Source organism: Roseomonas sp. KE0001, from assembly GCF_016107285.1.
Classification (GTDB): Bacteria; Pseudomonadota; Alphaproteobacteria; order Acetobacterales; family Acetobacteraceae; genus Pseudoroseomonas.
In genome coordinates, this window is the sequence record NZ_RCVQ01000002.1 from 195,666 (window position 1) to 220,323 (window position 24,658).

The 24,658-nt window shown below is 68.8% G+C and carries 28 protein-coding genes and 1 tRNA gene; 25 read left to right on the forward strand and 4 right to left on the reverse strand.

Annotated elements, in window-relative coordinates; translation table 11 throughout:
- Positions 1 to 4 precede the first annotated feature (4 nt).
- From D9598_RS04405 to D9598_RS04420, 4 genes are all read left to right on the forward strand, one after another.
- Positions 5 to 81, forward strand: a tRNA-Trp gene (locus D9598_RS04405).
- Positions 82 to 232: 151 nt separating this feature from the next.
- Positions 233 to 439: a preprotein translocase subunit SecE gene (secE, locus tag D9598_RS04410; protein ID WP_198365195.1), complete on the forward strand. Its 207-nt coding sequence runs from the start codon at positions 233 to 235 to the stop codon at positions 437 to 439.
- Positions 440 to 455: 16 nt separating this feature from the next.
- The gene (gene nusG, locus D9598_RS04415) at positions 456 to 992 is read left to right on the forward strand and encodes a transcription termination/antitermination protein NusG (protein ID WP_198365196.1); all 537 of its coding nucleotides are present in this window, start codon (positions 456 to 458) and stop codon (positions 990 to 992) included.
- A 10-nt stretch (positions 993 to 1,002) separates the two neighbouring features.
- A complete protein-coding gene (locus D9598_RS04420; RefSeq protein WP_232476902.1) occupies positions 1,003 to 1,440 on the forward strand; it encodes a DUF2062 domain-containing protein in 438 nt (145 codons plus the stop codon).
- A gap of 131 nt (positions 1,441 to 1,571) precedes the next feature.
- On the opposite strand, the gene D9598_RS04425 is transcribed toward D9598_RS04420, so the two are convergent.
- The 4 genes from D9598_RS04425 to D9598_RS04440 are packed head-to-tail and all read right to left on the reverse strand — an operon-like array spanning position 1,572 to position 5,216.
- On the reverse strand, positions 1,572 to 2,480 hold the full coding sequence (locus tag D9598_RS04425) for an HlyD family secretion protein (protein ID WP_198365197.1): 909 nt from the start codon (positions 2,478 to 2,480) through the stop codon (positions 1,572 to 1,574).
- Entirely contained in the window at positions 2,477 to 2,686 is a 210-nt protein-coding gene (locus D9598_RS04430) for a DUF1656 domain-containing protein (protein ID WP_198365198.1), read from the reverse strand. Before D9598_RS04430 ends, D9598_RS04425 begins: the two co-directional genes overlap by 4 nt.
- Positions 2,683 to 4,716: an FUSC family protein gene (locus tag D9598_RS04435; protein ID WP_198365199.1), complete on the reverse strand. Its 2,034-nt coding sequence runs from the start codon at positions 4,714 to 4,716 to the stop codon at positions 2,683 to 2,685. The genes D9598_RS04430 and D9598_RS04435 overlap by 4 nt, the downstream gene beginning before the upstream one ends.
- The gene (locus D9598_RS04440) at positions 4,716 to 5,216 is read right to left on the reverse strand and encodes a MarR family winged helix-turn-helix transcriptional regulator (RefSeq protein ID WP_198365200.1); all 501 of its coding nucleotides are present in this window, start codon (positions 5,214 to 5,216) and stop codon (positions 4,716 to 4,718) included. Before D9598_RS04440 ends, D9598_RS04435 begins: the two co-directional genes overlap by 1 nt.
- 337 nt (positions 5,217 to 5,553) lie before the next feature.
- Here D9598_RS04440 and rplK point away from each other — a divergent pair, with 337 nt between their 5' ends.
- From rplK to rplN, 21 genes are all read left to right on the forward strand, one after another.
- Entirely contained in the window at positions 5,554 to 5,988 is a 435-nt protein-coding gene (gene rplK, locus D9598_RS04445) for a 50S ribosomal protein L11 (protein ID WP_198365201.1), read from the forward strand.
- A gap of 3 nt (positions 5,989 to 5,991) precedes the next feature.
- Positions 5,992 to 6,693, forward strand: coding sequence for a 50S ribosomal protein L1 (gene rplA, locus D9598_RS04450; protein ID WP_198365202.1), 702 nt, complete (start codon positions 5,992 to 5,994; stop codon positions 6,691 to 6,693).
- A gap of 346 nt (positions 6,694 to 7,039) precedes the next feature.
- Positions 7,040 to 7,558 carry a 50S ribosomal protein L10 gene (gene rplJ, locus D9598_RS04455; protein WP_198365203.1) on the forward strand — a complete coding sequence of 173 codons (519 nt, stop codon included), beginning with the start codon at positions 7,040 to 7,042 and terminating at the stop codon, positions 7,556 to 7,558.
- A 107-nt stretch (positions 7,559 to 7,665) separates the two neighbouring features.
- Entirely contained in the window at positions 7,666 to 8,049 is a 384-nt protein-coding gene (gene rplL / locus D9598_RS04460; RefSeq protein WP_198365204.1) for a 50S ribosomal protein L7/L12, read from the forward strand.
- Between the two features lie 175 nt (positions 8,050 to 8,224).
- Complete coding sequence (rpoB, locus tag D9598_RS04465) at positions 8,225 to 12,406, forward strand: DNA-directed RNA polymerase subunit beta (RefSeq protein WP_198365205.1); 4,182 nt, start codon at positions 8,225 to 8,227, stop codon at positions 12,404 to 12,406.
- 82 nt (positions 12,407 to 12,488) lie between these two features.
- A complete protein-coding gene (rpoC, locus tag D9598_RS04470; protein WP_198365206.1) occupies positions 12,489 to 16,670 on the forward strand; it encodes a DNA-directed RNA polymerase subunit beta' in 4,182 nt (1,393 codons plus the stop codon).
- Between the two features lie 361 nt (positions 16,671 to 17,031).
- Positions 17,032 to 17,403, forward strand: coding sequence for a 30S ribosomal protein S12 (rpsL, locus tag D9598_RS04475; protein ID WP_099097356.1), 372 nt, complete (start codon positions 17,032 to 17,034; stop codon positions 17,401 to 17,403).
- A 13-nt stretch (positions 17,404 to 17,416) separates the two neighbouring features.
- On the forward strand, positions 17,417 to 17,893 hold the full coding sequence (gene rpsG / locus D9598_RS04480) for a 30S ribosomal protein S7 (protein ID WP_198365207.1): 477 nt from the start codon (positions 17,417 to 17,419) through the stop codon (positions 17,891 to 17,893).
- A gap of 24 nt (positions 17,894 to 17,917) precedes the next feature.
- Positions 17,918 to 19,105 carry an elongation factor Tu gene (gene tuf / locus D9598_RS04485; protein ID WP_198365208.1) on the forward strand — a complete coding sequence of 396 codons (1,188 nt, stop codon included), beginning with the start codon at positions 17,918 to 17,920 and terminating at the stop codon, positions 19,103 to 19,105.
- Between the two features lie 29 nt (positions 19,106 to 19,134).
- Complete coding sequence (gene rpsJ / locus D9598_RS04490; protein ID WP_007004401.1) at positions 19,135 to 19,443, forward strand: 30S ribosomal protein S10; 309 nt, start codon at positions 19,135 to 19,137, stop codon at positions 19,441 to 19,443.
- A 21-nt stretch (positions 19,444 to 19,464) separates the two neighbouring features.
- Positions 19,465 to 20,151, forward strand: coding sequence for a 50S ribosomal protein L3 (gene rplC, locus D9598_RS04495; protein ID WP_198365209.1), 687 nt, complete (start codon positions 19,465 to 19,467; stop codon positions 20,149 to 20,151).
- Between the two features lie 11 nt (positions 20,152 to 20,162).
- Entirely contained in the window at positions 20,163 to 20,783 is a 621-nt protein-coding gene (rplD, locus tag D9598_RS04500; RefSeq protein WP_198365210.1) for a 50S ribosomal protein L4, read from the forward strand.
- On the forward strand, positions 20,780 to 21,106 hold the full coding sequence (locus tag D9598_RS04505; RefSeq protein ID WP_198365211.1) for a 50S ribosomal protein L23: 327 nt from the start codon (positions 20,780 to 20,782) through the stop codon (positions 21,104 to 21,106). The genes rplD and D9598_RS04505 overlap by 4 nt, the downstream gene beginning before the upstream one ends.
- Before the next feature lie 4 nt (positions 21,107 to 21,110).
- Positions 21,111 to 21,944, forward strand: a complete 834-nt coding sequence (gene rplB, locus D9598_RS04510; RefSeq protein ID WP_198365212.1) for a 50S ribosomal protein L2 — start codon at positions 21,111 to 21,113, stop codon at positions 21,942 to 21,944.
- 5 nt (positions 21,945 to 21,949) lie between these two features.
- Positions 21,950 to 22,228, forward strand: coding sequence for a 30S ribosomal protein S19 (gene rpsS / locus D9598_RS04515; RefSeq protein ID WP_076958669.1), 279 nt, complete (start codon positions 21,950 to 21,952; stop codon positions 22,226 to 22,228).
- A 4-nt stretch (positions 22,229 to 22,232) separates the two neighbouring features.
- Positions 22,233 to 22,637, forward strand: coding sequence for a 50S ribosomal protein L22 (gene rplV / locus D9598_RS04520; RefSeq protein WP_198365213.1), 405 nt, complete (start codon positions 22,233 to 22,235; stop codon positions 22,635 to 22,637).
- Position 22,638: 1 nt separating this feature from the next.
- A complete protein-coding gene (gene rpsC, locus D9598_RS04525) occupies positions 22,639 to 23,316 on the forward strand; it encodes a 30S ribosomal protein S3 (protein WP_198365214.1) in 678 nt (225 codons plus the stop codon).
- Positions 23,317 to 23,328: 12 nt separating this feature from the next.
- Positions 23,329 to 23,751, forward strand: coding sequence for a 50S ribosomal protein L16 (gene rplP / locus D9598_RS04530; protein ID WP_198365215.1), 423 nt, complete (start codon positions 23,329 to 23,331; stop codon positions 23,749 to 23,751).
- A gap of 4 nt (positions 23,752 to 23,755) precedes the next feature.
- Positions 23,756 to 23,962 (forward strand): 50S ribosomal protein L29, encoded by a 207-nt coding sequence (gene rpmC, locus D9598_RS04535; RefSeq protein ID WP_198365216.1) that lies wholly within the window; start codon positions 23,756 to 23,758, stop codon positions 23,960 to 23,962.
- Positions 23,963 to 23,978: 16 nt separating this feature from the next.
- On the forward strand, positions 23,979 to 24,272 hold the full coding sequence (gene rpsQ, locus D9598_RS04540; RefSeq protein ID WP_198365217.1) for a 30S ribosomal protein S17: 294 nt from the start codon (positions 23,979 to 23,981) through the stop codon (positions 24,270 to 24,272).
- A gap of 16 nt (positions 24,273 to 24,288) precedes the next feature.
- Complete coding sequence (gene rplN / locus D9598_RS04545) at positions 24,289 to 24,657, forward strand: 50S ribosomal protein L14 (RefSeq protein WP_007004412.1); 369 nt, start codon at positions 24,289 to 24,291, stop codon at positions 24,655 to 24,657.
- The last annotated feature ends 1 nt before the right edge of the window (position 24,658 follow it).

Consider the following 24,658-nt stretch of genomic DNA (forward strand, 5'->3'; position numbering starts at 1 on the left):
GCGCAGGGGCGTAGCTCAATTGGCTAGAGCGCCGGTCTCCAAAACCGGAGGTTGGGGGTTCGAGACCCTCCGCCCCTGCCAGTGTCCAGGCTTTGATGCCGGTGCGGCCCCCGAAGGAGTCCGGGGCCCGGCCCGGCCCGCCGCGCGAGGCCGGGTCTTGCGGGGTGGCTCCGGTCCGGAGACCGCCCGCGCTGTGTTTCCCAGAGAGTCGTTTCCCAGGAACCAGGTAAGGTTGGCAGTTTTGGCGAAGCTCGATCCCGCGGGGTTCATCCGCGATGTGCGGCAGGAGGTGTCCCGCGTCACCTGGCCGACGCGCAAGGAGACGCTGATCACCACCGGCCTGGTCCTGGCGCTCTCGGCCCTGGCGGCGGTGTTTTTCCTGGCGACCGACAAGCTCATCCAGCTCGCGATGAGCCTGCTGTTCGGCTTCGGTGTTTGAGGGCGGGAGCGGTTCCATGGCCGACATGAAGTGGTACGTCGTTCACGTCTATTCGGGCTTCGAGAAGAAGATCGCGAGCCAGATCAAGGAGCAGGCGGCCCAGAAGGGGCTGGCTGACAAGATCGGCGACATCCTCGTCCCCTCCGAGGAGGTGACGGAGGTGCGGCGCGGCCAGAAGGTCAATTCCGAGCGCAAGTTCTTCCCCGGCTACGTGCTGGTGAAGATGCAGATGACCGACGAGGCCTGGCACCTGGTCAAGGACACGCCCAAGGTCACCGGCTTCCTCGGCGCCCGCAACCGCCCGAGCCCGATCAGCGAGGCCGAGGCGCTGCGCATCGTGCAGCAGGTCCAGGAGGGCGCCGACAAGCCCAAGCGGCCCGCCATCGTCTTCGAGGTGGGCGAGCAGGTGCGCGTCGCCGACGGTCCCTTCACCAGCTTCATGGGCTCGGTGGAGGAGGTGGACGAGGAGAAGGGCCGCGTGAAGGTCTCCGTCTCCATCTTCGGCCGCGCCACCCCGGTCGAGCTCGAATACGCCCAGGTCGAGAAGGTCTGAGGCCCTTGCCTTGCTCCGCGGCCTGATCCAGGGGCTGCGGGGCCGCTGGGAGAGCCTCATGGCCTCCCCGGGCGGCGCTGCGCATGTGGCGCGGGGCGTCGCCGCCGGAGCTGCCGCCGCCATGCTGCCGGCCTTCGGCCTGCATCTCGCCGTCGCCGCCCTTCTCGCCCTGATCCTGCGCGGCAGCCTGCCGGTGGCCGGGGGCACCTGCCTTGCTCTCGGCAATCCCCTGACCCATGCCATCCTGTTGCCGGCCGAGTACGCGATCGGCCGCCTCCTGCTGCCGCCCCGGGTGGAATTCCTGCCCGCGCACGGGCCGGCCTGGCTGATGGCGGTGCTGCCGGCGGCGGAGGAGACAGTGGTGGGCGGGCTGGTCCTGGCGCTGCTCGCCGGCCTGCTGGCGGGCGGGGCGGCGTGGCGCGCGCTCGGCGGCGGGCCGCGCGGATAGCACTCCGCTCCGGGCCGCCGCCCTGACCTGGAGCATTTTCCGTTCGCCCTGGCTCACGGCACACGCTCTGGCCATTTGTTTTTGCGAGCATCTTCACCCGATCAGGTGCTTCCACCTGATCGGGATCCGCTCTAGGGCCGCAGCAGGGACGGCGCGACGCCGTCCGGCATGATGACCACCGTGGCGGTCCGGCCGGGAATCAGCCGCACCGTCTCCGGCACCGGGTCGAGGCGGATCCGCACCGGCACGCGCTGCGCCAGCCGCACCCAGGAGAATGTCGGGTTGACGTTGGCGACCAGCCCGCTGCCCTGCTCCCGGTCGGCGATGCCGCCGGCGATGCTCTCCACATGGCCGGTGAGCGGCGTGCCCGGCAGGCCCATGAGCGTGACCCGGGCCGGATCGCCGGGATGGATGCGGCCGAGCTTCGTCTCCTCGAAATAGCCCTGCACATGCAGGCTGTCGGCATCGACCAGGGCCAGCACCGCGGTGCCGGCCGCGACATAGGCACCGGGGCGCAGGGTGAGGTTGGTGACGGTGCCGTCGGTCGGGGCGCGGATCTCGCTGCGCTCCAGGTTCAGCCGGGCGAGGTCGCGCTGCGCCTGGGCCTCCTCCCAGGCGCCCTGGGCGGCGGCGGCGTCGGAATGCGCCTGGTCCTGCCGCTGGACGGAGACGATGCCCTCGTTCAGCCGGTCGTAGCGGCGCTCGTCGCGGCGTGCCCGCTCCAGGGTGGCGGCGCGGCTCTCCACCACTGCCTCGGCCTGGCGCAGCGCCAGCTCGAAGCGGGCCCGGTCGAGGCGGAACAGCGGCTGGCCCCGGGCGACGGTGGCGTTGTCGGCCACCAGAACCTCGGAGACGAAGCCGGAGACATCGGGGGCGATGCCGATGATGTCGGCGCGCACCCGGCCGTCCCGCGTCCAGGGTGCCTCCATGTAGTAGCGCCAGAGCTGCCAGCCCACCAATCCGGCGGCGCAGACCAGCGCCAGGGTGAGCAGGAGACGCGCCACGGAGGCGAGGCGCCCGCGGGCAAGCAGCGGCGTCATGGCAGGATGATCTCCGAGAGGGCGACCAGGCCGCCCAGGGTGATGAGGAACAGGGCGAAGTCGAAGAGCGGCGCGTGCCAGACCCAGCGGTAGACGCCGAGCGCCCGCAGCAGCCGGCGCAGCAGCACCGAGGCCGGCAGGGCCAGCAGCGCCCAGACCAGCAGGGCCGGCAGGAAGATGCCGTAGAGGTCGATCTCCGCGATCATGCGGCGAGGCTCCGCTCGGGCCCGGCCTGGGGCGGGCCGGCTTCTGGGAAGAGGGCGAGGCGGATGCCGGAGAGGGCGAGGGCGGCGCGGCGGGCACCGCGTGCCGTCTCTGCGGCGCAGGTCAGCAGGGCGTCGTCCAGCGGCGCCAGCAGCGCCTCGCGCGGCAGCCGGCCGCGCGCCTCGGCCGCCAGGGCCTGCAGCGCCGCCTCGGCGCGGGCGCGGGAGGCGGGCGGCAGCCCGGCCATCAGCTCGCGCAGGCGCAGCACGTTGAGCGCGGCCCGCAGGTCGGCCAGCTCGGTCAGGCGCACGGTCTGCGCGTCGGCGGCCGAGAGGCGGGCGGCCAGGGCCTCGAAGCGGTCCAGCATGACGCCGAGGATGCGGCGCAGGTCGGCGGGCGCATGGCCCTCGGCGAGCCGGGCGAGGTCGCGCCGGTCGGCCGCCACCAGCCGGCCGACGCGCCAGGACACGCCGAAGGAGCGGACCAGCCGGGTGATCGCCAGCGCCAGGACCAGGCCGCCCAGCGTGGCGAGGCCGCCATCGACGTAGCCGGCGAAGTCGGCGCTGTAGGTCTCCTGCAGGGTCATGACCGCCGGCACGGTGGCGGCCACCGAGAGGGCCATGGCGGTCATCGCCGGCTGGGCGATCAGCGCGCCGGCGATCAGGTAGGTCGGCGTCAGGACCAGCAGCAGCAGCGGGAAGCCGTCGATCCGCGGCAGCACGGCGAAGAGGTAGAAGCCGGCGATCAGCACGGCGAGGGCGGCGCCGAGGATGAACTTGCGCAGCGCCGGCGCCGGGTCGTCGAGCTGCGCGAAGATGCACAGGGCGACGGCGCTCATCATCGCCAGGCTGGAGCCGTGCGCCCAGCCGCTGACGATCCAGACGGCGCAGCCCGCCAGGGTGGCGAGGCCGGCGGCCAGGCCCGAGAGGGCGACCAGCAGCGGGTCGAGATGCCCCGGCACCGGCTCCGGCTCGTCCGGGGCCGTCTCCTGCGGCCGCTCGGCCAGGATGCGCTCGGTCAGCAGGCGGCACTCCCGCCAGGCGTCGATCAGCTCGCGCAGCCGCTCCAGGAGGCCCTGGCGCACCAGCGCGGCCCAGGGGGAGAGACCGGGCGGGGGCGGCGCCTCCTGCATCGCCCGCAGCCGCTCCTCCAGCCGCCGGGCGCCGAGCGTGCGGGCCGGGCCGGCCGGCGCGTCGATGCTCTGCGCCATCCAGTCGGAGATCGCCTGTAGCAGCGGGCGCAGCGCCTCGGCCGCGGCGGGGTCGAGCGCCGCCAGGGTGCGGACGCGCTCGCCGATGGCGGTCAGCAGGGTGGGCAGGGCCCGGGCGCGTTCGTGCAGCCGGGGCAGCCAGAGCAGCTGGGCGCGGCGGTCCGGCGCCTCGTAGCGGGCCTGCAGGAAGAGCAGACGCAGGGCGGCGCCATCCCGGGCGATGCGGCGCCGCTCCGCGGAGAAGCGATCCGGGTCGTGCTCGCCCGCCAGGCTGTCGGCGCCATAGCGGGCGAGGTCGGCGAGCCAGGCGCGGGTGCCGTCGAGCAGCCTGGGCGTGCCCTGCTTCGGGAAGAGCACGCCGTGCATCAGATAGGCGCAGAGGATGCCGAGGCTGATCTCGATCATGCGCGAGACCGCGGTGTCGAAGACGGTGCCGGGGCTGTCCACGATGGGGAAGCAGATCAGCGCCGCGGTGTAGCCCGAGAGCATGAAGGCGTAGCTGCGCGGGGTCGGGTCGACCATCGAGGCGGCCAGGCAGCCGCCGATCCAGCAGGCCATGACCAGGGCGAAGAGCGCCGGCGCGTCGACCAGGTTGGGCAGCGCCAGGATCGCGAAGACGCCGCCGCCGAGGGTGCCGGCCAGCCGCCAGACCGCCTTGGCGCGCACCGCCCCGGCGAAGGGCTGCGAGACGATGTAGACCGTGGCCATCGCCCAGTAGGGGCGCGGCAGGTCGAGCGAGAAGGCGATGAACAGGGCCAGCGCCGCCGCGGCGAAGCTGCGGGCCGAGAAGAGCCAGTCGGACAGGGAGGGGGCGGTGGGCATCAGTCGCGGCCTTCCGGCGCCGACCCGGGCCCGGCCGAAGCGGCCATGCCGCCGAGCGCCACCCGCATGCCGTCCAGCACGCGGAGGGCCGCGGCCAGGTCCTGCGGCGCGGCGCCGCCCAGCAGCCGCAGGCGCAGGGCGCCGAGGCGGCGATCCGCCTCGCCGGCGGCGGCGACGCCGGCGGGGGTCAGGTGCATCAGCCGGGCGCGGCGGTCGGCGGGGTCGGCCAGGCGCTCGACGAGGCCGGCCTCGCCGAGCTGGTCCAGCAGCCGCACCAGCGAGGGCTGCTCGATCCCCAGCGCCTGGGCCAGCTCGTGCTGGCGGCAGGGCGCGCCGACACGGGCGCGGAGCAGCAGCAGCGGGGCCGCGGTGGCCTGGGTGAGCCCGAGCGGCGCCAGGCAGAGGTCGGCCTCCCGGCGCCAGGCGCGGCCGATGAGCTGGAAATGGCCGCCGAAGCGGCGGAGGGCCTCCAGCGACGGCAGGGGGGGCGGGGCGGGCATGGCGGGCAGATAGAAACCTCATCATTAGGATGCAAAGGAATTTGCCATCATCGCCGCCGATGCCGGCTATCGGCGTCCGGGATAACCCCGGGGGAAGGCGGAAGCGGCGGCCGCGGCGGGCGCAGGCGAGCCATGCGCGGCGCGGGGCGAGGACTCCGCTGGACTCTCCCCGCCCGGCCCGGTATAGGCGCGCCTCCGCCGCATCCCGCCCGTGGCGCGCGCCGTTGCGCGCCCGGATTGTTGCGGCGTTTTTCTCAGGGACGCGGGAGGCCCGGCCCCAGCCTATCGGGGACAGCCGTCAGCACCGCGCGCCTCTGAACGCACAGAGGAACGAGTCATGGCGAAGAAGATCGTCGGCTATATCAAGCTGCAGATCCCCGCCGGCAAGGCGAACCCCTCGCCGCCGGTCGGCCCCGCGCTGGGTCAGCGCGGCCTGAACATCATGCAGTTCGTCAAGGAGTTCAACGCGGCGACGCAGCAGATGGAGCCCGGCACGCCGACGCCGGTCGTCATCACCGCGTATTCCGACCGCACCTTCTCCTTCGTCACCAAGACGCCCCCGAACACCTATTTCCTGCTGAAGGCGGCCAAGCTCGAGAAGGGCAGCCAGACCCCGGGCAAGGGTGGCGTGATCGGCCGCGTGACCAAGTCGCAGCTGCGCGAGATCGCCGCGACCAAGATGAAGGACATGAACGCCAACGACGTCGAGGCCGCCGTGCGCATGCTGGCCGGCTCCGCCCGCTCGATGGGCATGTCCGTGGTGGAGGGCTGATCCATGGCCAAGCAGGGTAAGCGCCTGAAGGCGATCTATGCCGGTCTGGACCGCGACAAGCTGTTCGCGCTGCCGGAGGCGATCGCGACGGTGAAGTCGAGCGCCAAGGCGAAGTTCGACGAGACGGTCGAGATCTCGATGAACCTCGGCATCGACCCGCGCCACGCCGACCAGATGGTCCGCTCCATGGTCTCCCTGCCGCACGGCACGGGCAAGACCGTGCGCGTCGGCGTCTTCGCCCGCGGCCCGAAGGCCGAGGAGGCGAAGGCCGCCGGGGCCGACGTGGTCGGCGCCGAGGATCTGCTGGAGCTGGTCCAGGGCGGCACCATCGAGTTCGACCGCTGCATCGCGACGCCGGACATGATGGGCATCGTCGGCCGCCTCGGTAAGATCCTGGGCCCGCGCGGCCTGATGCCGAACCCGCGCCTCGGCACGGTGACGATGGACGTCAAGGGCGCCGTCGCCGCCGCCAAGGCCGGCCAGGTGGAGTTCCGCGCCGAGAAGGCCGGTATCGTCCACGCCGGCATCGGCAAGGTCTCCTTCTCCGAGGAGCAGCTGGTCGAGAACGCGCGCGCCTTCATCGAGGCGATCCAGCGCGCCAAGCCGACCGGCGCCAAGGGCACCTATGTGAAGAAGGTGGCGGTGTCCTCCTCCATGGGTCCCGGCCTCAAGGTCGACGTCGCCTCCCTGGCGGCCTCGGCCTGATCCGGCGCGGCGGGCTCCCCTGGGGAGCGCGCCGGCCGCAGCGAGATACGCGCGCCGCTCCGGTGGCGCGCGGGCAGGGGGCCGGTCGAGGCCGGCCCCTGACAACCTGTCCGAGAGCGCATGTGGCCCGCGATGGCGGGCCTTAAGGGGGCGGCCGCCCCGCAGGCGTGAGATGGGGATGCCAGGAGATCTGACCGGCGACGCCTCGCGCTGCCGGCGTGATGGACTTGGTCTTCCGCAGACTCAGACAGGCGAACCGGGGCGAGCCGCCAATCCGGCGGCGAGCCCCCGTGTGAACCGGCCGGGGCCCTTCCAGAAGGCACCGGTCACCGTGTGGAGACGGGAGTTGGATCGTACGGAGAAGCGTGCGTTCGTGGCCTCCCTCGCGGATGTGTTCGCGGATACGTCGTTCGTGCTCGTGGCCCAGAACAAGGGTCTCACGGTCGCGGATGTCAGTGATCTGCGGCGCAGGATGCGGGCGGCGGGCGCGACGTATAAGGTCGCGAAGAACCGGCTGGCCACCCTCGCCCTCGACGGCACCCGCTTCCAGGGCATCTCGCCGCTGCTGAAGGGTCCGACCGCGCTCGCGTGGTCGACGGATCCGGTGGCCGTGGCGAAGACCGCCGTGGAGTTCGCCAAGGGTAACGAGAAGTTCGTGATCCTGGGCGGGGCGATCGGTGATCAGACCCTGAACGTCGATGGCGTGAAGGCTCTGGCCACCCTTCCCTCGCTCGAAACCCTGCGTGCGCAGCTGTTGGGGCTCATCCAGACCCCCGCGACGCGCATCGCCGGCGTGCTTCAGGCACCCGGCGGGCAGGTGGCCCGGGTGCTGGCGGCTTACGCCAAGAAGGACGAGGCGGCCTAAGCGGCGCCTTTCGCGGAAGACACCCGGGTGGGGAGGGGGCCGGTCCGGCCCCGCCGCCCGGGGATTGCATTCATCATGCCAAGCGACTATTTGGAAGGATACAAGACATGGCCGATCTCGCGAAGCTGGTTGACGAGCTCTCCAGCCTGACCGTTCTGGAAGCCGCCGAGCTGTCCAAGCTGCTGGAAGAGAAGTGGGGCGTCTCCGCCGCCGCTCCTGTTGCCGTGGCCGCTGCTCCGGCTGCCGGCGGTGGCGCCGCCGCCGCTCCGGCCGAGGAGCAGACCGAGTTCACGGTCGTCCTCGCCGCCTCGGGTGACAAGAAGATCAACGTCATCAAGGAAATCCGCACCATCACCGGTCTGGGCCTGAAGGAGGCCAAGGATCTGGTCGAGGGCGCGCCGAAGACCGTCAAGGAAGGCGTTTCCAAGGACGAGGCCGAGAAGATCAAGAAGGTGCTGGAAGAGAACGGCGCCAAGGTCGAGGTCAAGTGAGTTTTACCGGCCCCTTGCCTTGGCGAGGGGCCGGGCCAGCTTGAGCAAGGTTCGGGCGGGGGCCTCCGGGTTCCTGCCCGCGACTGCGTTTCGCGGGGCCGATCCCGCGTGGCGTGAGGTGGGGTAACCCGCCGGCCGGGGCGATTGGGCCGGAGCGAAGGGAAGCAGGACGGGCATGAACGCAATCACGAAGTCGTTCACCGGGCGGAAGCGCATCCGGAAGTCGTTCGGGCGTCTGCCCGAAGTGGCACCGATGCCGAACCTGATCGACGTGCAGCGGGCCTCCTATGAGACCTTCCTGCAGATGGGGGTCGATCCGGACGCGCGCACGAACACCGGGTTGCAGGAGGTCTTCAAGTCGGTCTTCCCGATCGACGATTTCGCCGGCCGTGGTCGCCTGGAATTCGTCCAGTACGAGCTGGAGGAGCCCAAGTACGACGTCGAGGAATGCATCCAGCGGGGGCTGACCTTCGCCGCCCCGCTCAAGGTGCGCCTGCGCCTCATCGTCTGGGACCTGGACGAGGACACCGGCAGCCGCTCCATCCGCGACATCAAGGAGCAGGATGTCTACATGGGCGACATGCCGCTCATGACGGACAACGGCACCTTCATCATCAACGGCACCGAGCGCGTCATCGTCTCGCAGATGCACCGCTCCCCGGGCGTGTTCTTCGACCACGACAAGGGCAAGACGCACTCCTCGGGCAAGTACCTGTTCGCCGCCCGCGTCATCCCCTATCGCGGCTCCTGGCTCGACTTCGAGTTCGACGCCAAGGACATCTGCTACGTCCGTGTCGACCGGAAGCGCAAGCTGCCCGCCACGACGCTGCTCTATGCCCTGGAATCCGAGCGCACCGAGGCCCTGCGCGCCGAGCGCGGCGAGGCGCTGGAGGCGGGCGAGATCCGCGGCATGGACGCCGAGGAGATCCTCAACACCTTCTATGACCAGGTCGTCTTCAGCCGTGGCGCCAAGGGCTGGAGCCAGCCCTTCGTGCCGGACTCCTTCCGCGGCGTGAAGCTGATCGAGAACCTGGTCGATGCCGAGAGCGGCGAGGTGGTCGCCGAGCGCGACACCAAGCTGACGCCGCGTCTGGCCCGCAAGATCGCCGAGGCCGGCACCAAGGAGGTGCTGGTCAGCCGCGCCGAGCTGCTCGGCCGCTTCGTCGCCGAGGACCTGGTGGACCTCACCACCGGCGAGATCTGGGCCGAGGCCGGCGACGAGCTGACCGAGCCGAAGCTGGCCGCCATCGAGCAGGCCGGGCTCGACGCGCTGCCGACGCTGGCGATCGGCCAGAATGTCGGCCCCTGGCTGCGCAACACGCTGGCGGTGGACAAGAACGCCTCGCGCGACGAGGCGCTGATGGACATCTACCGGGTGATGCGCCCGGGTGAGCCGCCGACGCCGGAGACCGCCGAGACCCTGTTCCGCGGCCTGTTCTTCGATGCCGAGCGCTACGACCTCTCCACGGTCGGCCGCGTCAAGATGAACATGCGCCTGGGCTTCAGCCTGGATGACGTGCCGGACACGGTGCGTACCCTGCGCAAGCAGGACATCATCGCGACCGTCCGCACCCTGCTGGAGCTGAAGGACGGCAAGGGCCAGATCGACGACATCGACAACCTCGGCAACCGCCGGGTGCGCTCGGTCGGCGAGCTGATGGAGAACCAGTACCGCGTCGGCCTGCTGCGCATGGAGCGCGCGATCAAGGAGCGCATGGGGTCGGTCGATATCGACACCGTCATGCCGCATGACCTGATCAACGCGAAGCCCGCCGCCGCCGCCGTGCGCGAGTTCTTCGGCTCCTCGCAGCTGTCGCAGTTCATGGACCAGACCAACCCGCTCTCCGAGGTGACGCACAAGCGCCGCCTCTCGGCGCTGGGTCCGGGTGGCCTGACGCGCGAGCGCGCCGGCTTCGAGGTGCGCGACGTGCACCCGACGCATTACGGCCGCATCTGCCCGATCGAGACGCCGGAAGGCCCGAACATCGGCCTGATCAACAGCCTCGCCACCTTCGCCAAGGTGAACAAGTACGGCTTCATCGAGACGCCGTACCGCCTGGTGAAGGACGGCAAGATCACCGGCTCCCCCCGCTACCTCTCCGCCATGGAGGAGGAGAAGCTGGTGGTCGCCCAGGCCGATGCCGAGGTGGATGCCGAGACGGGCGAGTTCCGCTCCGACCTCGTCTCCGTCCGCCAGGGCGGCGACTTCCGGCTGGTGAAGCCGGAAGAGGTGACGGCGATCGACGTCTCGCCGAAGCAGCTCGTCTCCGTCGCCGCGGCGCTGATCCCGTTCCTGGAGAACGACGACGCCAACCGCGCGCTGATGGGCTCCAACATGATGCGGCAGGCCGTGCCGCTGGTGCGCTCCGACGCGCCGCTGGTCGGCACCGGCATGGAGGCCGCGGTCGCGCGCGACTCCGGCGCCACCATCGTGGCGCGCCGTGGCGGCGTGGTGGACAGCATCGACGGCGCCCGCATCGTGGTGCGGGCCACGAATGACGAGGATGGCACCACCCGGGGCGTCGATATCTACCGCCTGCGGAAGTTCCAGCGCTCCAACCAGTCGACCTGCATCAACCAGCGCCCGCTGGTGAAGGTGGGCGACCAGGTGGCGGGGGGCGACATCATCGCCGACGGCCCCTCCACGGAGCTGGGCGAGCTGGCGCTGGGGCGGAACGTGCTCGTCGCCTTCATGCCGTGGAACGGCTACAACTTCGAGGACTCCATCCTGATCAGCGAGCGCATCGCCAAGGATGACGTCTTCACCTCGATCCATATCGAGGAGTTCGAGGTGATGGCCCGCGACACCAAGCTGGGCCAGGAGGAGATCACGCGCGACATCCCGAATGTCGGCGAGGAGGCGCTGCGCAACCTCGATGAGGCGGGCATCGTCTATGTCGGCGCCGAGGTGAACCCGGGCGACATCCTGGTCGGCAAGGTGACGCCGAAGGGCGAGAGCCCGATGACGCCGGAGGAGAAGCTGCTCCGCGCCATCTTCGGCGAGAAGGCCTCCGACGTGCGCGACACCTCGCTGCGCCTGCCGCCCGGCACGACCGGCACGGTGGTCGATGTGCGCGTGTTCAACCGCCGCGGCGTCGACAAGGACGAGCGCGCCATGGCGATCGATCGCGCCGAGATCGAGCGCCTGGCGCAGGACCGCGACGACGAGAAGGCGATCCAGGAGCGGAGCTTCCACTCCCGCCTGCGCGAGCGGCTGCTGAACCAGAAGGCCAGCGGCGGCTTCAAGGGCGTGAAGTCGGGCACTGTCATCACCGACGAGGTGCTGGACCAGTTCGCCAAGGCCACCTGGCGCCAGATCGGCGTGCAGGACGACGCCATCATGGTCGAGATCGAGGCGCTGAAGCGCGAGTTCGACGCGGCGGTCGAGAAGCTGCAGAAGCGGTTCGACAGCAAGGTCGAGAAGCTGCAGCGCGGCGATGAGCTGCCGCCCGGCGTGATGAAGATGGTCAAGGTCTTCATCGCGGTGAAGCGGAAGCTTCAGCCGGGCGACAAGATGGCCGGCCGGCACGGCAACAAGGGCGTCGTCTCCCGCGTGGTCCCGGTGGAGGACATGCCCTTCCTGCCGGACGGCACCTCGGTGGATCTGGTGCTGAACCCGCTGGGCGTGCCCTCGCGCATGAACATCGGTCAGATCCTGGAGACGCATCTGGGCTGGGCCTGCGCCAATGTCGGCCGCCAGATCGGCGAGCTGGTGGAGGATTACCGCCGGGTCGGCGCCGCGCGCGACGACCTCCTGGCCAAGCTCCGCGATGTCTATGGCGAAGAGATCTTCGGCCGCGACATCGAGGACATGACCGAGGAGCAGCTGATCGAGCTGGGCGAGAACCTGAAGAAGGGCGTGCCGATCGCGACGCCCGTCTTCGACGGCGCCCGCATCTCCGACATCGAGACGATGCTGGAGAAGGCGGGGATGGACGCCTCCGGCCAGACCACGCTGATCGACGGCCGCTCCGGCGAGCCCTTCGAGCGCAAGGTGACGGTCGGCTACATCTACATGCTGAAGCTGCACCACCTGGTGGACGACAAGATCCACGCCCGCTCCATCGGCCCCTACAGCCTCGTCACCCAGCAGCCGCTGGGCGGCAAGGCGCAGTTCGGCGGCCAGCGCTTCGGCGAGATGGAGGTCTGGGCGCTGGAGGCCTATGGCGCCGCCTATACGCTGCAGGAGATGCTGACGGTGAAGTCGGACGACGTGTCCGGCCGCACCAAGGTCTACGAGGCGATCGTGCGCGATCAGGACAACTTCGAGGCGGGCATTCCGGAATCCTTCAACGTTCTGGTGAAGGAGCTGAAGTCGCTCGGCTTGAACGTCGATCTGGAAAACCGCCCGGCGTGATGCTGCCGCGCGATCAACACCCTTTGCTCAGCCGCGCCGGGGTCACCCCGGCGCGGCGGCCTCACCTTGAGAGGACGGCCGCATGAACGAGCTGATGAAGATCCTGGGCCAGACCGGCCAGGCGATGACGTTCGATCAGATCAAGATCACCATCGCCAGCCCGGAGCAGATCCGCTCCTGGTCCTATGGTGAGATCAAGAAGCCCGAGACGATCAACTACCGCACCTTCAAGCCGGAGCGGGACGGGCTGTTCTGCGCGCGCATCTTCGGTCCGATCAAGGACTATGAGTGCCTGTGCGGCAAGTACAAGCGGATGAAGTTCCGCGGCATCATCTGCGAGAAGTGTGGCGTCGAGGTCACGCTGGCCAAGGTGCGCCGCGAGCGGATGGGCCATATCGAGCTGGCCTCGCCGGTCGCGCATATCTGGTTCATGAAGTCGCTGCCCTCGCGCGTCGGCCTGATGGTCGACATGTCGCTGAAGGAGCTGGAGAAGGTCCTGTACTTCGAATCCTATGTGGTTCTGGAGCCGGGCCTGACCGACCTCAAGCTGCACCAGCTGCTGACCGAGGAGCAGTACCAGTCCAAGCAGGACGAGTTCGGCGAGGATGCCTTCTCCGTCGGCATCGGGGCCGAGGCGGTGAAGCAGATGCTGGCCGCCATCGACCTGGACCGCGAGAGCACGCAGCTGCGCGCCGACCTCAAGGAGACCACCTCCGAGGCCAAGCGCAAGAAGCTGGTCAAGCGGCTGAAGATGATCGAGAGCTTCGCCGAGGGCGGTGCCCGCCCGGAGTGGATGATCCTCGACGTCGTGCCGGTGATCCCGCCCGAGCTGCGCCCGCTGGTGCCGCTGGACGGCGGCCGCTTCGCGACCTCCGACCTGAACGACCTGTACCGCCGCGTCATCAACCGCAACAACCGCCTGAAGCGGCTGATCGAGCTGCGGGCGCCGGACATCATCGTGCGCAACGAGAAGCGCATGCTGCAGGAATCGGTCGACGCGCTGTTCGACAACGGCCGCCGCGGCCGCGCCATCACGGGCGCCAACAAGCGCCCGCTGAAGTCGCTGTCCGACATGCTGAAGGGCAAGCAGGGCCGGTTCCGGCAGAACCTGCTGGGCAAGCGCGTCGACTATTCGGGCCGTTCGGTCATCGTCGTCGGGCCGGAGATGAAGCTGCACCAGTGCGGCCTGCCGAAGAAGATGGCGCTGGAGCTGTTCAAGCCCTTCATCTACTCGAAGCTCGAGAAGTACGGCCACGCCACCACCATCAAGGCCGCCAAGCGGATGGTGGAGAAGGAGCGTCCCGAGGTGTGGGACATCCTCGAGGAGGTCATCCGCGAGCATCCGGTGATGCTGAACCGGGCGCCGACGCTGCACCGGCTGGGCATCCAGGCCTTCGAGCCGGTGCTGGTCGAGGGCAAGGCGATCCAGCTGCACCCGCTGGTCTGCACCGCCTTCAACGCCGACTTCGACGGCGACCAGATGGCCGTGCACGTCCCGCTGTCGCTTGAGGCGCAGCTGGAAGCGCGCGTGCTGATGATGTCGACCAACAACATCCTCAGCCCGGCCAACGGCAAGCCGATCATCGTGCCGAGCCAGGACATCGTCCTCGGGCTCTACTACCTGTCGCTGGAGACGCCGGAGTACCGCGTCGCCGACGAGCAGAAGGCGCCGGCCTTCGCCGATATGGGCGAGATCGAGCAGGCGCTGGCCGCCGGCGTGGTGACGCTGCACACCAAGATCCGCGCCCGCCGTCAGGGCGTGGACGCGGAAGGCCAGCGGATCACGGAGCGGGTGGTGACCACCCCGGGCCGGATGATGATCGGTGCGCTGCTGCCGCATGACGCGGCGCTGCCCTATGCGCTGGTCAACCGCCAGCTGACCAAGAAGACCATCTCGGACGTGATGGACGCGGTCTACCGCCATTGCGGCCAGAAGGAGTCGGTGATCTTCGCCGACCGCCTGATGTCGCTGGGCTTCCGCCAGGCGGCCAAGGCGGGCATCTCCTTCGGCAAGGATGACATGATGATCCCCGCCGAGAAGGAGGGGCTCATCGCGCGCACCAAGGCCGAGGTGAAGGAGTTCGAGCAGCAGTACCTGGACGGCCTGATCACGGCCGGCGAGCGGTACAACAAGGTGGTCGACGCCTGGTCGCGCTGCACGGACGAGGTGGCCGGCGCCATGATGAAGGAGATCTCCCGCCAGGAGGTCGGCCGCGTCACCAACAGCGTCTGGATGATGTCGCATTCCGGTGCCCGTGGCTCGCCGGCGCAGATGCGCCAGCTGGCCGGCATGCGCGGCCTGATGGCCAAGCCCTCGGGCGAGATCATCGAGCAGCCGATCATCGCGAACTTCAAGGAGGGTCTGTCCGTCCTTGAGTACTTCAACTCCACCCACGGCGCCCGCAAGGGCCTGGCGGACACGGCGCTGAAGACCGCGAACTCCGGCTACCTGACCCGCCGACTGGTCGATGTGGCGCAGGACTGCATCATCGTCGAGAACGACTGCGGCACCGAGCGCGGCATCACCGTGCGCGCGGTGATGGATGGCGGCGAGGTGGTCTCCTCGCTGTCCGAGCGGATCCTCGGCCGGACGGTGCAGCGCGAGATCCTCGACCCGGCGACGGGCGAGGTGCTGCTGCCGCGCAACGCGCTGATCGAGGAAGCCGATGCCGAGCGCATCGAGAAGGCCGGGGTGGAGGAGGTCTATATCCGCTCCGTGCTGACCTGCGATGCGCGGTCGGGCGTCTGCGGCCATTGCTATGGCCGTGACCTGGCGCGTGGCACGACGGTCAATATCGGCGAGGCGGTCGGCGTCATCGCGGCGCAGTCGATCGGCGAGCCGGGCACGCAGCTCACCATGCGCACCTTCCATATCGGCGGCGCGGCGACCCGTGGCGCCGAGCAGTCGGCGGTCGAGGCGACGAGCGACGGCACGGTCTCGGTGCTGAACCGCAACGTGGTGGCCAATTCGGCCGGCGTTCCCATCGTGATGTCGCGCAACTGCGAGATCGTGCTGACGGATGCCAATGGCCGCGAGCGTGCCCGCTACCGCGTGCCCTACGGCGCGCGCCTGCTGGTGCTGGAGGACGGTGCCGAGGTCACGCGCGGCCAGAAGCTGGCGGAGTGGGACCCCTTCACCCTGCCGATCATCACCGAGAAGGCGGGTATCGTCGAATATGCCGACCTGATCGAGGGCGTGACCCTGGTCGAGCGGCAGGACGAGGTGACCGGCCTCTCCTCCAAGGTGGTGGTGGACTACAAGCAGGCGGCCAAGGGTGCCGACCTGCGGCCGCGCATCATCCTGAAGGACGAGAAGGGCCATATCGTCAAGCTGCCGAACGGCGCCGAGGCCCGCTACTTCCTGTCGCCGGATTCGATCCTCTCGGTCGAGAACGGCGCCCAGGTGCAGGCCGGCGACGTGGTGGCCCGCCTGCCGCGAGAATCCTCCAAGACCCGCGACATCACCGGTGGTCTGCCGCGTGTGGCCGAGCTCTTCGAGGCGCGCCGGCCGAAGGACCACGCGATCATCAGCGAGGTCGACGGGCGCGTCGAGTTCGGCAAGGACTACAAGGCGAAGCGTCGCGTCCTGGTGGTGCCGGAGCAGGTGGGTGACGAGCCCCCCGTGCCGCGCGAGTACCTGGTGCCGAAGGGCAAGCACGTCTCGGTGCAGGAAGGCGACTACGTGAAGGCCGGCGACCCGCTGGTCGACGGCCCCCGCGTGCCGCACGACATCCTGCGCGTGCTGGGCGTCGAGGCGCTGGCCAATTACCTGGTGAACGAGATCCAGGACGTCTATCGACTGCAGGGCGTGAAGATCAACGATAAGCATATCGAGGTGATCGTCCGCCAGATGCTGCAGAAGGTGGAGATCCTGGAGCCGGGCGACACCACCTTCCTGGTGGGCGAGACGGTGGAGCGCATCGAGTTCGAGATCGAGAACGAGAAGCGCATCGCCGCCAAGGAGCGTCCGGCGCGGGCCGAGCCGGTGCTGCAGGGCATCACCAAGGCCTCGCTGCAGACGACCAGCTTCATCTCAGCCGCCTCCTTCCAGGAGACGACCCGGGTGCTGACCGAGGCGGCGGTGGCCGGCAAGGTCGACCACCTGGCGGGGCTGAAGGAGAACGTGATCGTCGGGCGCCTGATCCCGGCCGGCACGGGCTCGGTGATGAACCGTCTGCGCGCGCTGGCCGCCCAGCGTGACGGGCAGCGGCTGCCCTCGGGCCAGGGCGCTCTGCCCAAGCCCGGCAGCCAGGCCGCGGAGTAGGACAGGCCCGGCGGGGGGAGTTCTCCCTCCGCCGGCCAGGCTTGAGGTGGCCGGCGCGGTCTGCGCTGGCCGCATGGGAGCCGGGCCCCATCGGGGCCCGGATTCATGTGTTCAGGGGCGCGGCGTGCTTGACTCATTGGGGGTCGGCGCGTAGGTTCCGCGCCCTCGACGGGGTCTTGTCCGCCATAGGGACATGGCCTGCGGAGTTCTGGACGACAGGTTCTGAGCAGCCGGCGCCGCCCTTTTCGGGCTGAGGCCGGAGGCGGGACAAGCCCGAAGGGTGGCGCGAAAGCGCTGCTTCCTCGGGCGATCTTGCTTGGCAAGGGGCCTGGGCGTTCGAAGAAGGTCACGAAGGGGCGTCATGCCGACGATCAATCAGCTCATCGCCACGGGGCGTGAGCCCAAGCCGAGCCGCAACAAGGTTCCGGCGCTGCAGGGCTGCCCGCAGAAGCGTGGCGTTTGCACCCGCGTTTACACGACCACGCCGAAGAAGCCGAACTCGGCTCTCCGTAAGGTGGCGAAGGTCCGCCTGGTGAACGGCCACGAGGTCGTCTCCTATATCCCGGGCGAGGGGCACAACCTGCAGGAGCACTCCGTGGTGCTGATCCGCGGCGGTCGCGTGAAGGACCTTCCGGGCGTGCGCTACCACATCCTGCGCGGCGTTCTGGACACGCAGGGCATCGCCAAGCGGCGCAAGCGGCGCTCGCTCTACGGCGCGAAGCGGCCGAAGTAAGGGATCAAGAGCGATGTCGCGTCGCCACAGCGCCGAGAAGCGCGAAGTTCTCCCCGATCCGAAGTTCGGTGACCTCGTGCTCAGCCGTTTCATGAACGTGCTGATGTACGACGGCAAGAAGAGCACCGCCGAGCGGATCGTCTATGCCGCCATGGACACGCTGAAGAAGCGGGGCGGTCCCAACAGCGATCCGCTGCGCCTGTTCCATGAGGCGATGGACAATGTGAAGCCGGCCGTCGAGGTGCGTTCGCGCCGCGTCGGTGGCGCCACCTATCAGGTGCCGGTCGAGGTCCGCCCGGAGCGGCGCCAGGCCCTGGCGATCCGCTGGTTGATCGAATCCGCGCGCAAGCGTGGCGAGCACACCATGGAAGAGCGGCTTTCCTCCGAGCTGATGGACGCGGCCAACAACCGCGGCACCGCCGTGAAGAAGCGCGAAGACACGCACCGGATGGCAGAGGCCAACAAGGCCTTCAGCCACTACCGCTGGTAACAGACCCGATCGGGAACGAAGACAATGGCGAAAGCTAAGTTTGAGCGGACGAAGCCGCACTGCAACATTGGCACGATCGGGCATGTGGATCATGGCAAGACGTCGCTGACGGCGGCGATCACCAAGGTTCTGGCGAAGTCGGGCGGTGCGTCGTTCACGGCGTATGACCAGATCGACAAGGCGCCGGAGGAGCGGGCTCGCGGCATCACGATCTCGACGGCGCATGTCGAGTACGAGACGGCGAACCGTCACTACGCGCATGTGGATTGCCCGGGCCACGCCGACTACGTGAAGAACATGATCACGGGCGCGGCGCAGATGGACGGCGCGATCCTGGTGGTGTCGGCGGCCGACGGCCCGATGCCGCAGACGCGGGAGCACATTCTGCTGGCGCGCCAGGTTGGCGTTCCGGCGCTGGTGGTGTTCCTGAACAAGTGCGACATGGCGGACCCCGACCTGCTGGAGTTGGTGGAGATGGAGGTGCGCGAGCTGCTGTCCTCCTACCAGTTCCCGGGCGACGACATTCCGGTGATCCAGGGCTCGGCGCTGATGGCGCTGGAGGACAAGAACCCGGAGCTGGGCGAGCAGGCGGTGCTGAAGCTGATGGAGGCGGTGGACGCCTACATTCCGCAGCCGGAGCGTCCGAAGGACCGTCCGTTCCTGATGCCGATCGAGGACGTGTTCTCGATCTCGGGCCGCGGCACGGTGGTGACGGGCCGCGTGGAGCGCGGCATCATCAAGGTCGGCGAGGAAGTCGAGATCGTCGGTCTGAAGGACACGACGAAGACGACGGTGACGGGCGTCGAGATGTTCCGCAAGCTGCTGGACAGCGGCGAGGCGGGCGACAACATCGGCGCGCTGCTGCGCGGCACGAAGCGCGAGGACGTGGAGCGCGGCCAGGTTCTGGCGGCGCCGGGCTCGATCAAGCCGCACTCGAAGTTCAAGGCGGAGGCCTATGTGCTGACGAAGGAGGAGGGTGGCCGTCACACGCCGTTCTTCACCAACTATCGTCCGCAGTTCTACTTCCGCACGACGGACGTGACGGGCGTGGTGACGCTGCCGGAAGGCGTCGAGATGGTGATGCCGGGCGACAACGTGTCGATGGACGTCGAGCTGATCGCGCCGATCGCCATGGACGAGGGCCTGCGCTTCGCCATCCGCGAGGGCGGCCGCACCGTCGGCGCCGGCGTCGTCGCCAAGATCAGCGCGTAACGGACGCGGGCAGAGATAGGCGCCAGACGATGGACAGCCAGAACATCCGCATCCGCCTCAAGGCGTTCGATCACCGCGTGCTGGATGGCAGCACGCGGGAGATCGTCAACACCGCGAAGCGGACCGGCGCGCGCGTGCGCGGGCCGATTCCGTTGCCGACAGAGATCGAGCGGTTCACCGTGAACCGCTCCCCGCATGTCGACAAGAAGAGCCGTGAGCAGTTCGAGATCCGGACTCATCGGCGTCTGCTTGATATCGTCGACCCCACCCCGCAGACCGTGGACGCGCTGATGAAGCTCGACCTCGCTGCCGGCGTGGATGTCGAGATCAAGCTCTAAGGCCCGGGGGAGCAATCTGCCATGGCCGCGAAGAATGGCCGTACCGGCCTGATCGCGAAGAAGCTGGGCATGACCCGGCTGTTCAACGACGACGGCTCCACCGTGCCCGTCACCGTGCTGCACCTGGACCAGGTGCGCGTGGTGGCCACCCGCACGGCGGAGAAGGACGGGTACGATGCGGTGCAGCTGGGCTTCGGCCTGGCCAAGCCGAAGAACGTCTCGAAGCCCAACAAGGGTCACTTCGCCAAGGCGGGTGTCGAGGCTCCGAAGAAGGTTGTGGAGTTCCGTGTGGCGGCTGACGCCCTGCTGGACCCCGGCGCCGCGCTCTCCGCGAATCATTTCGTGAAGGGCCAGATCGTCGACGTGACGGGCACCTCGAAGGGCAAGGGGTTTGCCGGCGCCATGAAGCGCTGGAACTTCGCCGGCCTCGAGGCGACGCACGGCGTCTCGATCTCGCACCGTAGCCACGGTTCGACGGGCAACCGTCAGGACCCGGGCAAGACCTTCAAGAACAAGAAGATGGCTGGCCATCTGGGTGTTGAGCGCGTGACCACGCAGAACCTCGAGGTCGCTGGTTTCGACCTCGACAAGGGCCTGCTGCTGGTCAAGGGCGCGGTGCCTGGCGCGAAGGGCGGTTATGTGCTGGTGCGGGATGCGGTGAAGACCGCGCGCCACGCTGACGCGCCGTTCCCCGCGGCCGTGGCCTGAGGGTAAGGACGATGCAGGTTCCTGTCATCACGCTGGACAATGCCACGGCGGGCGAGATCGAGCTCCCCGAGGCGCTGTTCGCGGCTTCTCCCCGCGCCGACATCATGGCGCGCGTGGTGCATTGGCAGCTCGCCAAGCGCCGTGCCGGCACCCACAAGGTGAAGGGCATGGGCGAGGTCTCCGGCACCACCAAGAAGCCCTACCGTCAGAAGGGCACGGGCAACGCCCGCCAGGGCTCGCTGCGTGCGCCGCAGTTCCGCACCGGTGGTGTGGTGCACGGGCCTGTGGTCCGCGACCATGGCTATGCGCTGAACAAGAAGGTCCGTCGTCTGGGCCTGATCAGCGCGCTGAGCCAGAAGGCCGCCGAGGGCAAGCTGATCGTGCTCGACGCCGCGTCGCTGGGCGATGCGGCGAAGACCTCCGCCATGGCCGCCAAGGTCAAGGCGCTGGGCTGGAAGAGCGCGTTGGTGGTGGATGCGGCGGTCGAGGACGGCTTCGGCCGCGCGGTCCGCAACCTTCCGCATGTGAACGTCCTGCCCTCCATGGGCGCGAACGTCTACGACATCCTCAATCACGACGTTCTGGCGGTGACCCGCCAGGCCGTCGAGGCTCTGAAGGAGCGGCTGGCATGAGCGAGACCGCGACCAAGAAGCCCGTGATCTCGCGCGAGAAGATGTACCTGACCATCCTCGCGCCGGTCGTGACGGAGAAGGCCACCGGCCTCGCGGAGCAGCATCAGGTCACCTTCAAGGTGCCGCTGTCCGCGACCAAGCCGGAGATCAAGGCCTCTGTCGAGGGTCTGTTCGGCGTGACGGTTCTGTCCGTCAACACGATCCTGACCAAGGGCAAGACCAAGCGGGTGCGTGGCCGCGAGGGCCAGCGCTCCGACTGGAAGAAGGCGATCGTGCGCCTGGCCGAGGGCCAGAGCATCGATCTCACCACGGGGCTCGCTTAAAGCCATGGCGCTGAAGCACTTTAACCCGGTCACCCCGAGCTCGCGCGGGACGGTTCTCATCAACCGTTCCGAGCTGTTCAAGGGCAAGCCGGTCAAGCAGCTGACGGAGGGGAAGAACCACTCCGGCGGCCGCAACAATCACGGCCGCATCACGGTCCGGTTCCGCGGGGGTGGGCACAAGCAGACCTACCGCGTGATCGACTTCAAGCGGCGCAAGTTCGACGTGCCCGCGACGGTCGAGCGGCTGGAGTACGATCCCAACCGCACGGCCTTCATCGCGCTGGTGAAGTACGAGGATGGCGAGCTCGCCTATATCCTCGCGCCGCAGCGCCTGAAGGTCGGCGACACGGTCGTGGCCGGCGAGCGCGTGGACATCAAGCCGGGCAATGCGATGCCGCTGGGCTCGATTCCGGTGGGCACCATCATCCACAACATCGAGATGAAGCCCGGTGCCGGTGGCAAGATCGCGCGTTCGGCGGGCACCTATGCCCAGCTGGTCGGCAAGGATGCCGGCTATGCGCAGATCAAGCTGATGTCCGGCGAGCTGCGCCTGGTGCGCGGCGAGTGCATCGCCTCGATCGGCGCGGTGTCCAACCCGGACAACCAGAACCAGCATCTGGGCAAGGCCGGCCGCTCCCGCTGGCTGGGCCGTAAGCCGCACAACCGCGGTGTCGTCATGAACCCGGTCGACCACCCGCATGGTGGTGGTGAGGGCCGGACCTCGGGCGGCCGCCACCCGGTCACGCCGTGGGGCAAGCCGACCAAGGGTTACAAGACCCGCACCAACAAGCGTACGGACAAGCTGATCGTCCGTCGCCGCAACGTGACGAAGGGCTGACCGCGATGTCGCGCAGTGTCTGGAAGGGGCCGTTTGTCGACGGCTACCTGCTGAACAAGGCGGAAGCGGCCCGTGCCTCCACGCGCAACGAGGTCATCAAGATCTGGTCGCGCCGGAGCACGATCCTGCCGCAGTTCGTCGGTCTGACCTTCGGTGTCTACAACGGCAAGAAGTTCATTCCGGTTCAGGTTTCGGAGAACATGGTGGGCCACAAGTTCGGCGAGTTCTCGCCGACGCGGACCTTCACCGGGCATTCTTCGGACAAGAAGGCGAAGAGGGGCTAAGGCGATGAGCAAGCCGAAGCATCCCCGCCTGCTGGCCGAGACCGAGGCGAAGGCCGTGACCCGCAATATCCGGGTCTCGCCCTACAAGCTGAACCTGGTGGCCGGGCTGATCCGCGGTCGCAAGGCCCAGGACGCCGTGGCGACCCTGACCTTCTCCAAGCGCCGCATCGCCCAGACGGTGAAGGTGACGCTGGAGAGCGCGATCGCCAACGCGGAGAACAACCACCAGCTCGATGTCGACCGTCTGGTCGTCTCGAAGGTGGAGGTGGGCCGCGCGGTGGTCATGAAGCGCTTCCATGCGCGTGGCCGCGGCAAGGCGGCGCGGGTCGAGAAGTGGTTCAGCCATCTCTCGATCGTGGTTGCCGAGAAGCAGCCGGACGCCGCGCCGGCGCAGCAGGAGGCCGCGTAACATGGGTCACAAAGTCAATCCGATCGGGCTGCGGCTCGGCATCAACCGGACCTGGGATTCCCGCTGGTTCGCCGATGCCGACTACTCGCGCCTGCTGCATGACGACCTGAAGCTCCGCAACACGCTGAAGGCCCGCCTGAAGGGCGCCGGCGTGTCCAAGGTGGTCATCGAGCGCCCGGCGAAGAAGCCCCGCGTGACGATCCACGCCGCCCGCCCGGGCGTCGTGATCGGCAAGAAGGGCGCCGACATCGAGGTGCTGCGCAAGGATCTGGCGAAGCTCGCCGGGGCCGAGGTGGCGCTGAACATCGTCGAGATCCGCAAGCCCGAGATCGAGGCCCAGCTCGTCGCCGAGAGCATCGCGCAGCAGCTGGAGCGCCGCGTGGCCTTCCGCCGCGCGATGAAGCGCGCCGTGCAGTCCGCGATGCGCCTCGGCGCCGGCGGCATCCGCATCAACTGCGGCGGCCGTCTAGGTGGGGCGGAGATCGCGCGCATGGAGTGGTATCGCGAGGGCCGCGTGCCCCTGCACACGCTCCGCGCCGATATCGACTACGGCACGGCGACCGCGAAGACGACCTATGGCACCTGCGGTGTGAAGGTCTGGATCTTCAAGGGCGAGATCATGGCGCATGACCCGCTGGCGCAGGATAAGCGCGCGGCGGAGCAGGCTCCGCAGCGCTGAGGATAAGAGACAATGCTTTCCCCGAAGCGCACGAAGTTCCGTAAGGCGCACAAGGGCCGCATCAAGGGCGTGGCGAAGGGCGGGTTCACCCTGTCCTTCGGCGGCTTTGGCCTGAAGGCGCTGGAGCCGGAGCGGGTGACCGCCCGGCAGATCGAGGCGGCGCGCCGCGCGATCACCCGCGCCATGAAGCGTCAGGGCCGGGTGTGGATCCGCATTTTCCCGGACGTTCCCGTCTCCACGAAGCCGGCGGAAGTCCGCATGGGTTCGGGCAAGGGCGCGCCGGAGTACTGGGCGGCCCGTGTCAAGCCCGGCCGCATCATGTTCGAGATCGACGGCGTCTCCGTGGAGACGGCGCGCGAGGCACTGACCCTCGGCGCGGCGAAGTTGCCGATCAAGACCAAGCTCGTGACCCGCCTGGGCGCGGCGGAGGCCTGAGTCGATGACGAAGATCGTGGATGTCCGGACCAAGACCCCGGACGAGCTGAAGGCGATGCTGCTGGATCTGCGGAAGGAACAGTTCAACCTCCGCTTCCAGCGCGCGACTGGCCAGCTTGAGGCGGTTTCCCGCATCAAGGTGGTGCGTCGCGATATCGCCCGTGTTAAGACCGTCCTGGCCGAGCAGTCCCGCTCGGCCGCAAAGGCCTGACGAGGAGACCCCGGCTATGCCGAAGCGCGTCCTCACCGGGCGGGTGGTCAGCGACAAGATGGACAAGACCGTGACGGTCTTGGTCGAGCGTCGCGTGATGCATCCGCTCTACAAGAAGTTCATCCGGCGCTCGAAGAAGTACGCCGCGCATGACGATGCCAACCTGTGCAAGGAAGGCGACGTCGTGGCGATCGAGGAGTGCCGGCCGATCAGCAAGCGGAAGACCTGGCTGGTGATCGAGCGCAATGGCGCCGCGGTCGAGACGCCGGGCTTCGCCGCGGGCACGGCCCCGGCTGCGCCGCAGGCCTGAGGACGGTACCTGACCAATGATTATTGTCGAGTCCAACCTCGAGGTCGCCGATAATTCCGGTGCGCGCCGCGTGCAGTGCATCAAGGTGCTGGGCGGCTCCAAGCGCCGCACCGCCTCGGTCGGCGACATCATCGTGGTGTCCGTGAAGGAAGCGATTCCGCGCGGCAAGGTGAAGAAGGGTGACGTGCAGCGCGCCGTGATCGTGCGCACCGCCTATCCGGTGCGCCGGCAGGACGGCACCGCCATCCGCTTCGACCGCAACGCCGCCGTTCTGATCAACAAGCAGAACGAGCCGATCGGCACCCGTATCTTTGGCCCGGTGGTCCGTGAGCTGCGCGCGCGCAAGTTCATGAAGATCATCTCGCTGGCGCCGGAGGTTCTGTAAC

What these genes read in the sequence shown, in the direction of transcription:
- rpoC (WP_198365206.1), top strand. Translation starts at nt 12,489, where the DNA reads ATGAACGAGCTGATGAAGATCCTGGGCCAGACCGGCCAGGCGATGACG.
- rplA (WP_198365202.1), top strand. Translation starts at nt 5,992, where the DNA reads ATGGCCAAGCAGGGTAAGCGCCTGAAGGCGATCTATGCCGGTCTGGAC.
- rplB (WP_198365212.1), top strand. Translation starts at nt 21,111, where the DNA reads ATGGCGCTGAAGCACTTTAACCCGGTCACCCCGAGCTCGCGCGGGACG.
- rpsL (WP_099097356.1), top strand. Translation starts at nt 17,032, where the DNA reads ATGCCGACGATCAATCAGCTCATCGCCACGGGGCGTGAGCCCAAGCCG.
- D9598_RS04435 (WP_198365199.1), bottom strand. Translation starts at nt 4,716, where the DNA reads ATGCCCACCGCCCCCTCCCTGTCCGACTGGCTCTTCTCGGCCCGCAGC.
- D9598_RS04430 (WP_198365198.1), bottom strand. Translation starts at nt 2,686, where the DNA reads ATGATCGCGGAGATCGACCTCTACGGCATCTTCCTGCCGGCCCTGCTG.
- nusG (WP_198365196.1), top strand. Translation starts at nt 456, where the DNA reads ATGGCCGACATGAAGTGGTACGTCGTTCACGTCTATTCGGGCTTCGAG.
- rpsG (WP_198365207.1), top strand. Translation starts at nt 17,417, where the DNA reads ATGTCGCGTCGCCACAGCGCCGAGAAGCGCGAAGTTCTCCCCGATCCG.
- tuf (WP_198365208.1), top strand. Translation starts at nt 17,918, where the DNA reads ATGGCGAAAGCTAAGTTTGAGCGGACGAAGCCGCACTGCAACATTGGC.
- rplP (WP_198365215.1), top strand. Translation starts at nt 23,329, where the DNA reads ATGCTTTCCCCGAAGCGCACGAAGTTCCGTAAGGCGCACAAGGGCCGC.
- rpsC (WP_198365214.1), top strand. Translation starts at nt 22,639, where the DNA reads ATGGGTCACAAAGTCAATCCGATCGGGCTGCGGCTCGGCATCAACCGG.
- rplK (WP_198365201.1), top strand. Translation starts at nt 5,554, where the DNA reads ATGGCGAAGAAGATCGTCGGCTATATCAAGCTGCAGATCCCCGCCGGC.
- D9598_RS04440 (WP_198365200.1), bottom strand. Translation starts at nt 5,216, where the DNA reads ATGCCCGCCCCGCCCCCCCTGCCGTCGCTGGAGGCCCTCCGCCGCTTC.
- rpsQ (WP_198365217.1), top strand. Translation starts at nt 23,979, where the DNA reads ATGCCGAAGCGCGTCCTCACCGGGCGGGTGGTCAGCGACAAGATGGAC.
- D9598_RS04425 (WP_198365197.1), bottom strand. Translation starts at nt 2,480, where the DNA reads ATGACGCCGCTGCTTGCCCGCGGGCGCCTCGCCTCCGTGGCGCGTCTC.
- rpsJ (WP_007004401.1), top strand. Translation starts at nt 19,135, where the DNA reads ATGGACAGCCAGAACATCCGCATCCGCCTCAAGGCGTTCGATCACCGC.
- rplC (WP_198365209.1), top strand. Translation starts at nt 19,465, where the DNA reads ATGGCCGCGAAGAATGGCCGTACCGGCCTGATCGCGAAGAAGCTGGGC.
- rplN (WP_007004412.1), top strand. Translation starts at nt 24,289, where the DNA reads ATGATTATTGTCGAGTCCAACCTCGAGGTCGCCGATAATTCCGGTGCG.
- rpsS (WP_076958669.1), top strand. Translation starts at nt 21,950, where the DNA reads ATGTCGCGCAGTGTCTGGAAGGGGCCGTTTGTCGACGGCTACCTGCTG.
- rplL (WP_198365204.1), top strand. Translation starts at nt 7,666, where the DNA reads ATGGCCGATCTCGCGAAGCTGGTTGACGAGCTCTCCAGCCTGACCGTT.
- rplV (WP_198365213.1), top strand. Translation starts at nt 22,233, where the DNA reads ATGAGCAAGCCGAAGCATCCCCGCCTGCTGGCCGAGACCGAGGCGAAG.
- rpoB (WP_198365205.1), top strand. Translation starts at nt 8,225, where the DNA reads ATGAACGCAATCACGAAGTCGTTCACCGGGCGGAAGCGCATCCGGAAG.
- rpmC (WP_198365216.1), top strand. Translation starts at nt 23,756, where the DNA reads ATGACGAAGATCGTGGATGTCCGGACCAAGACCCCGGACGAGCTGAAG.
- D9598_RS04505 (WP_198365211.1), top strand. Translation starts at nt 20,780, where the DNA reads ATGAGCGAGACCGCGACCAAGAAGCCCGTGATCTCGCGCGAGAAGATG.
- rplD (WP_198365210.1), top strand. Translation starts at nt 20,163, where the DNA reads ATGCAGGTTCCTGTCATCACGCTGGACAATGCCACGGCGGGCGAGATC.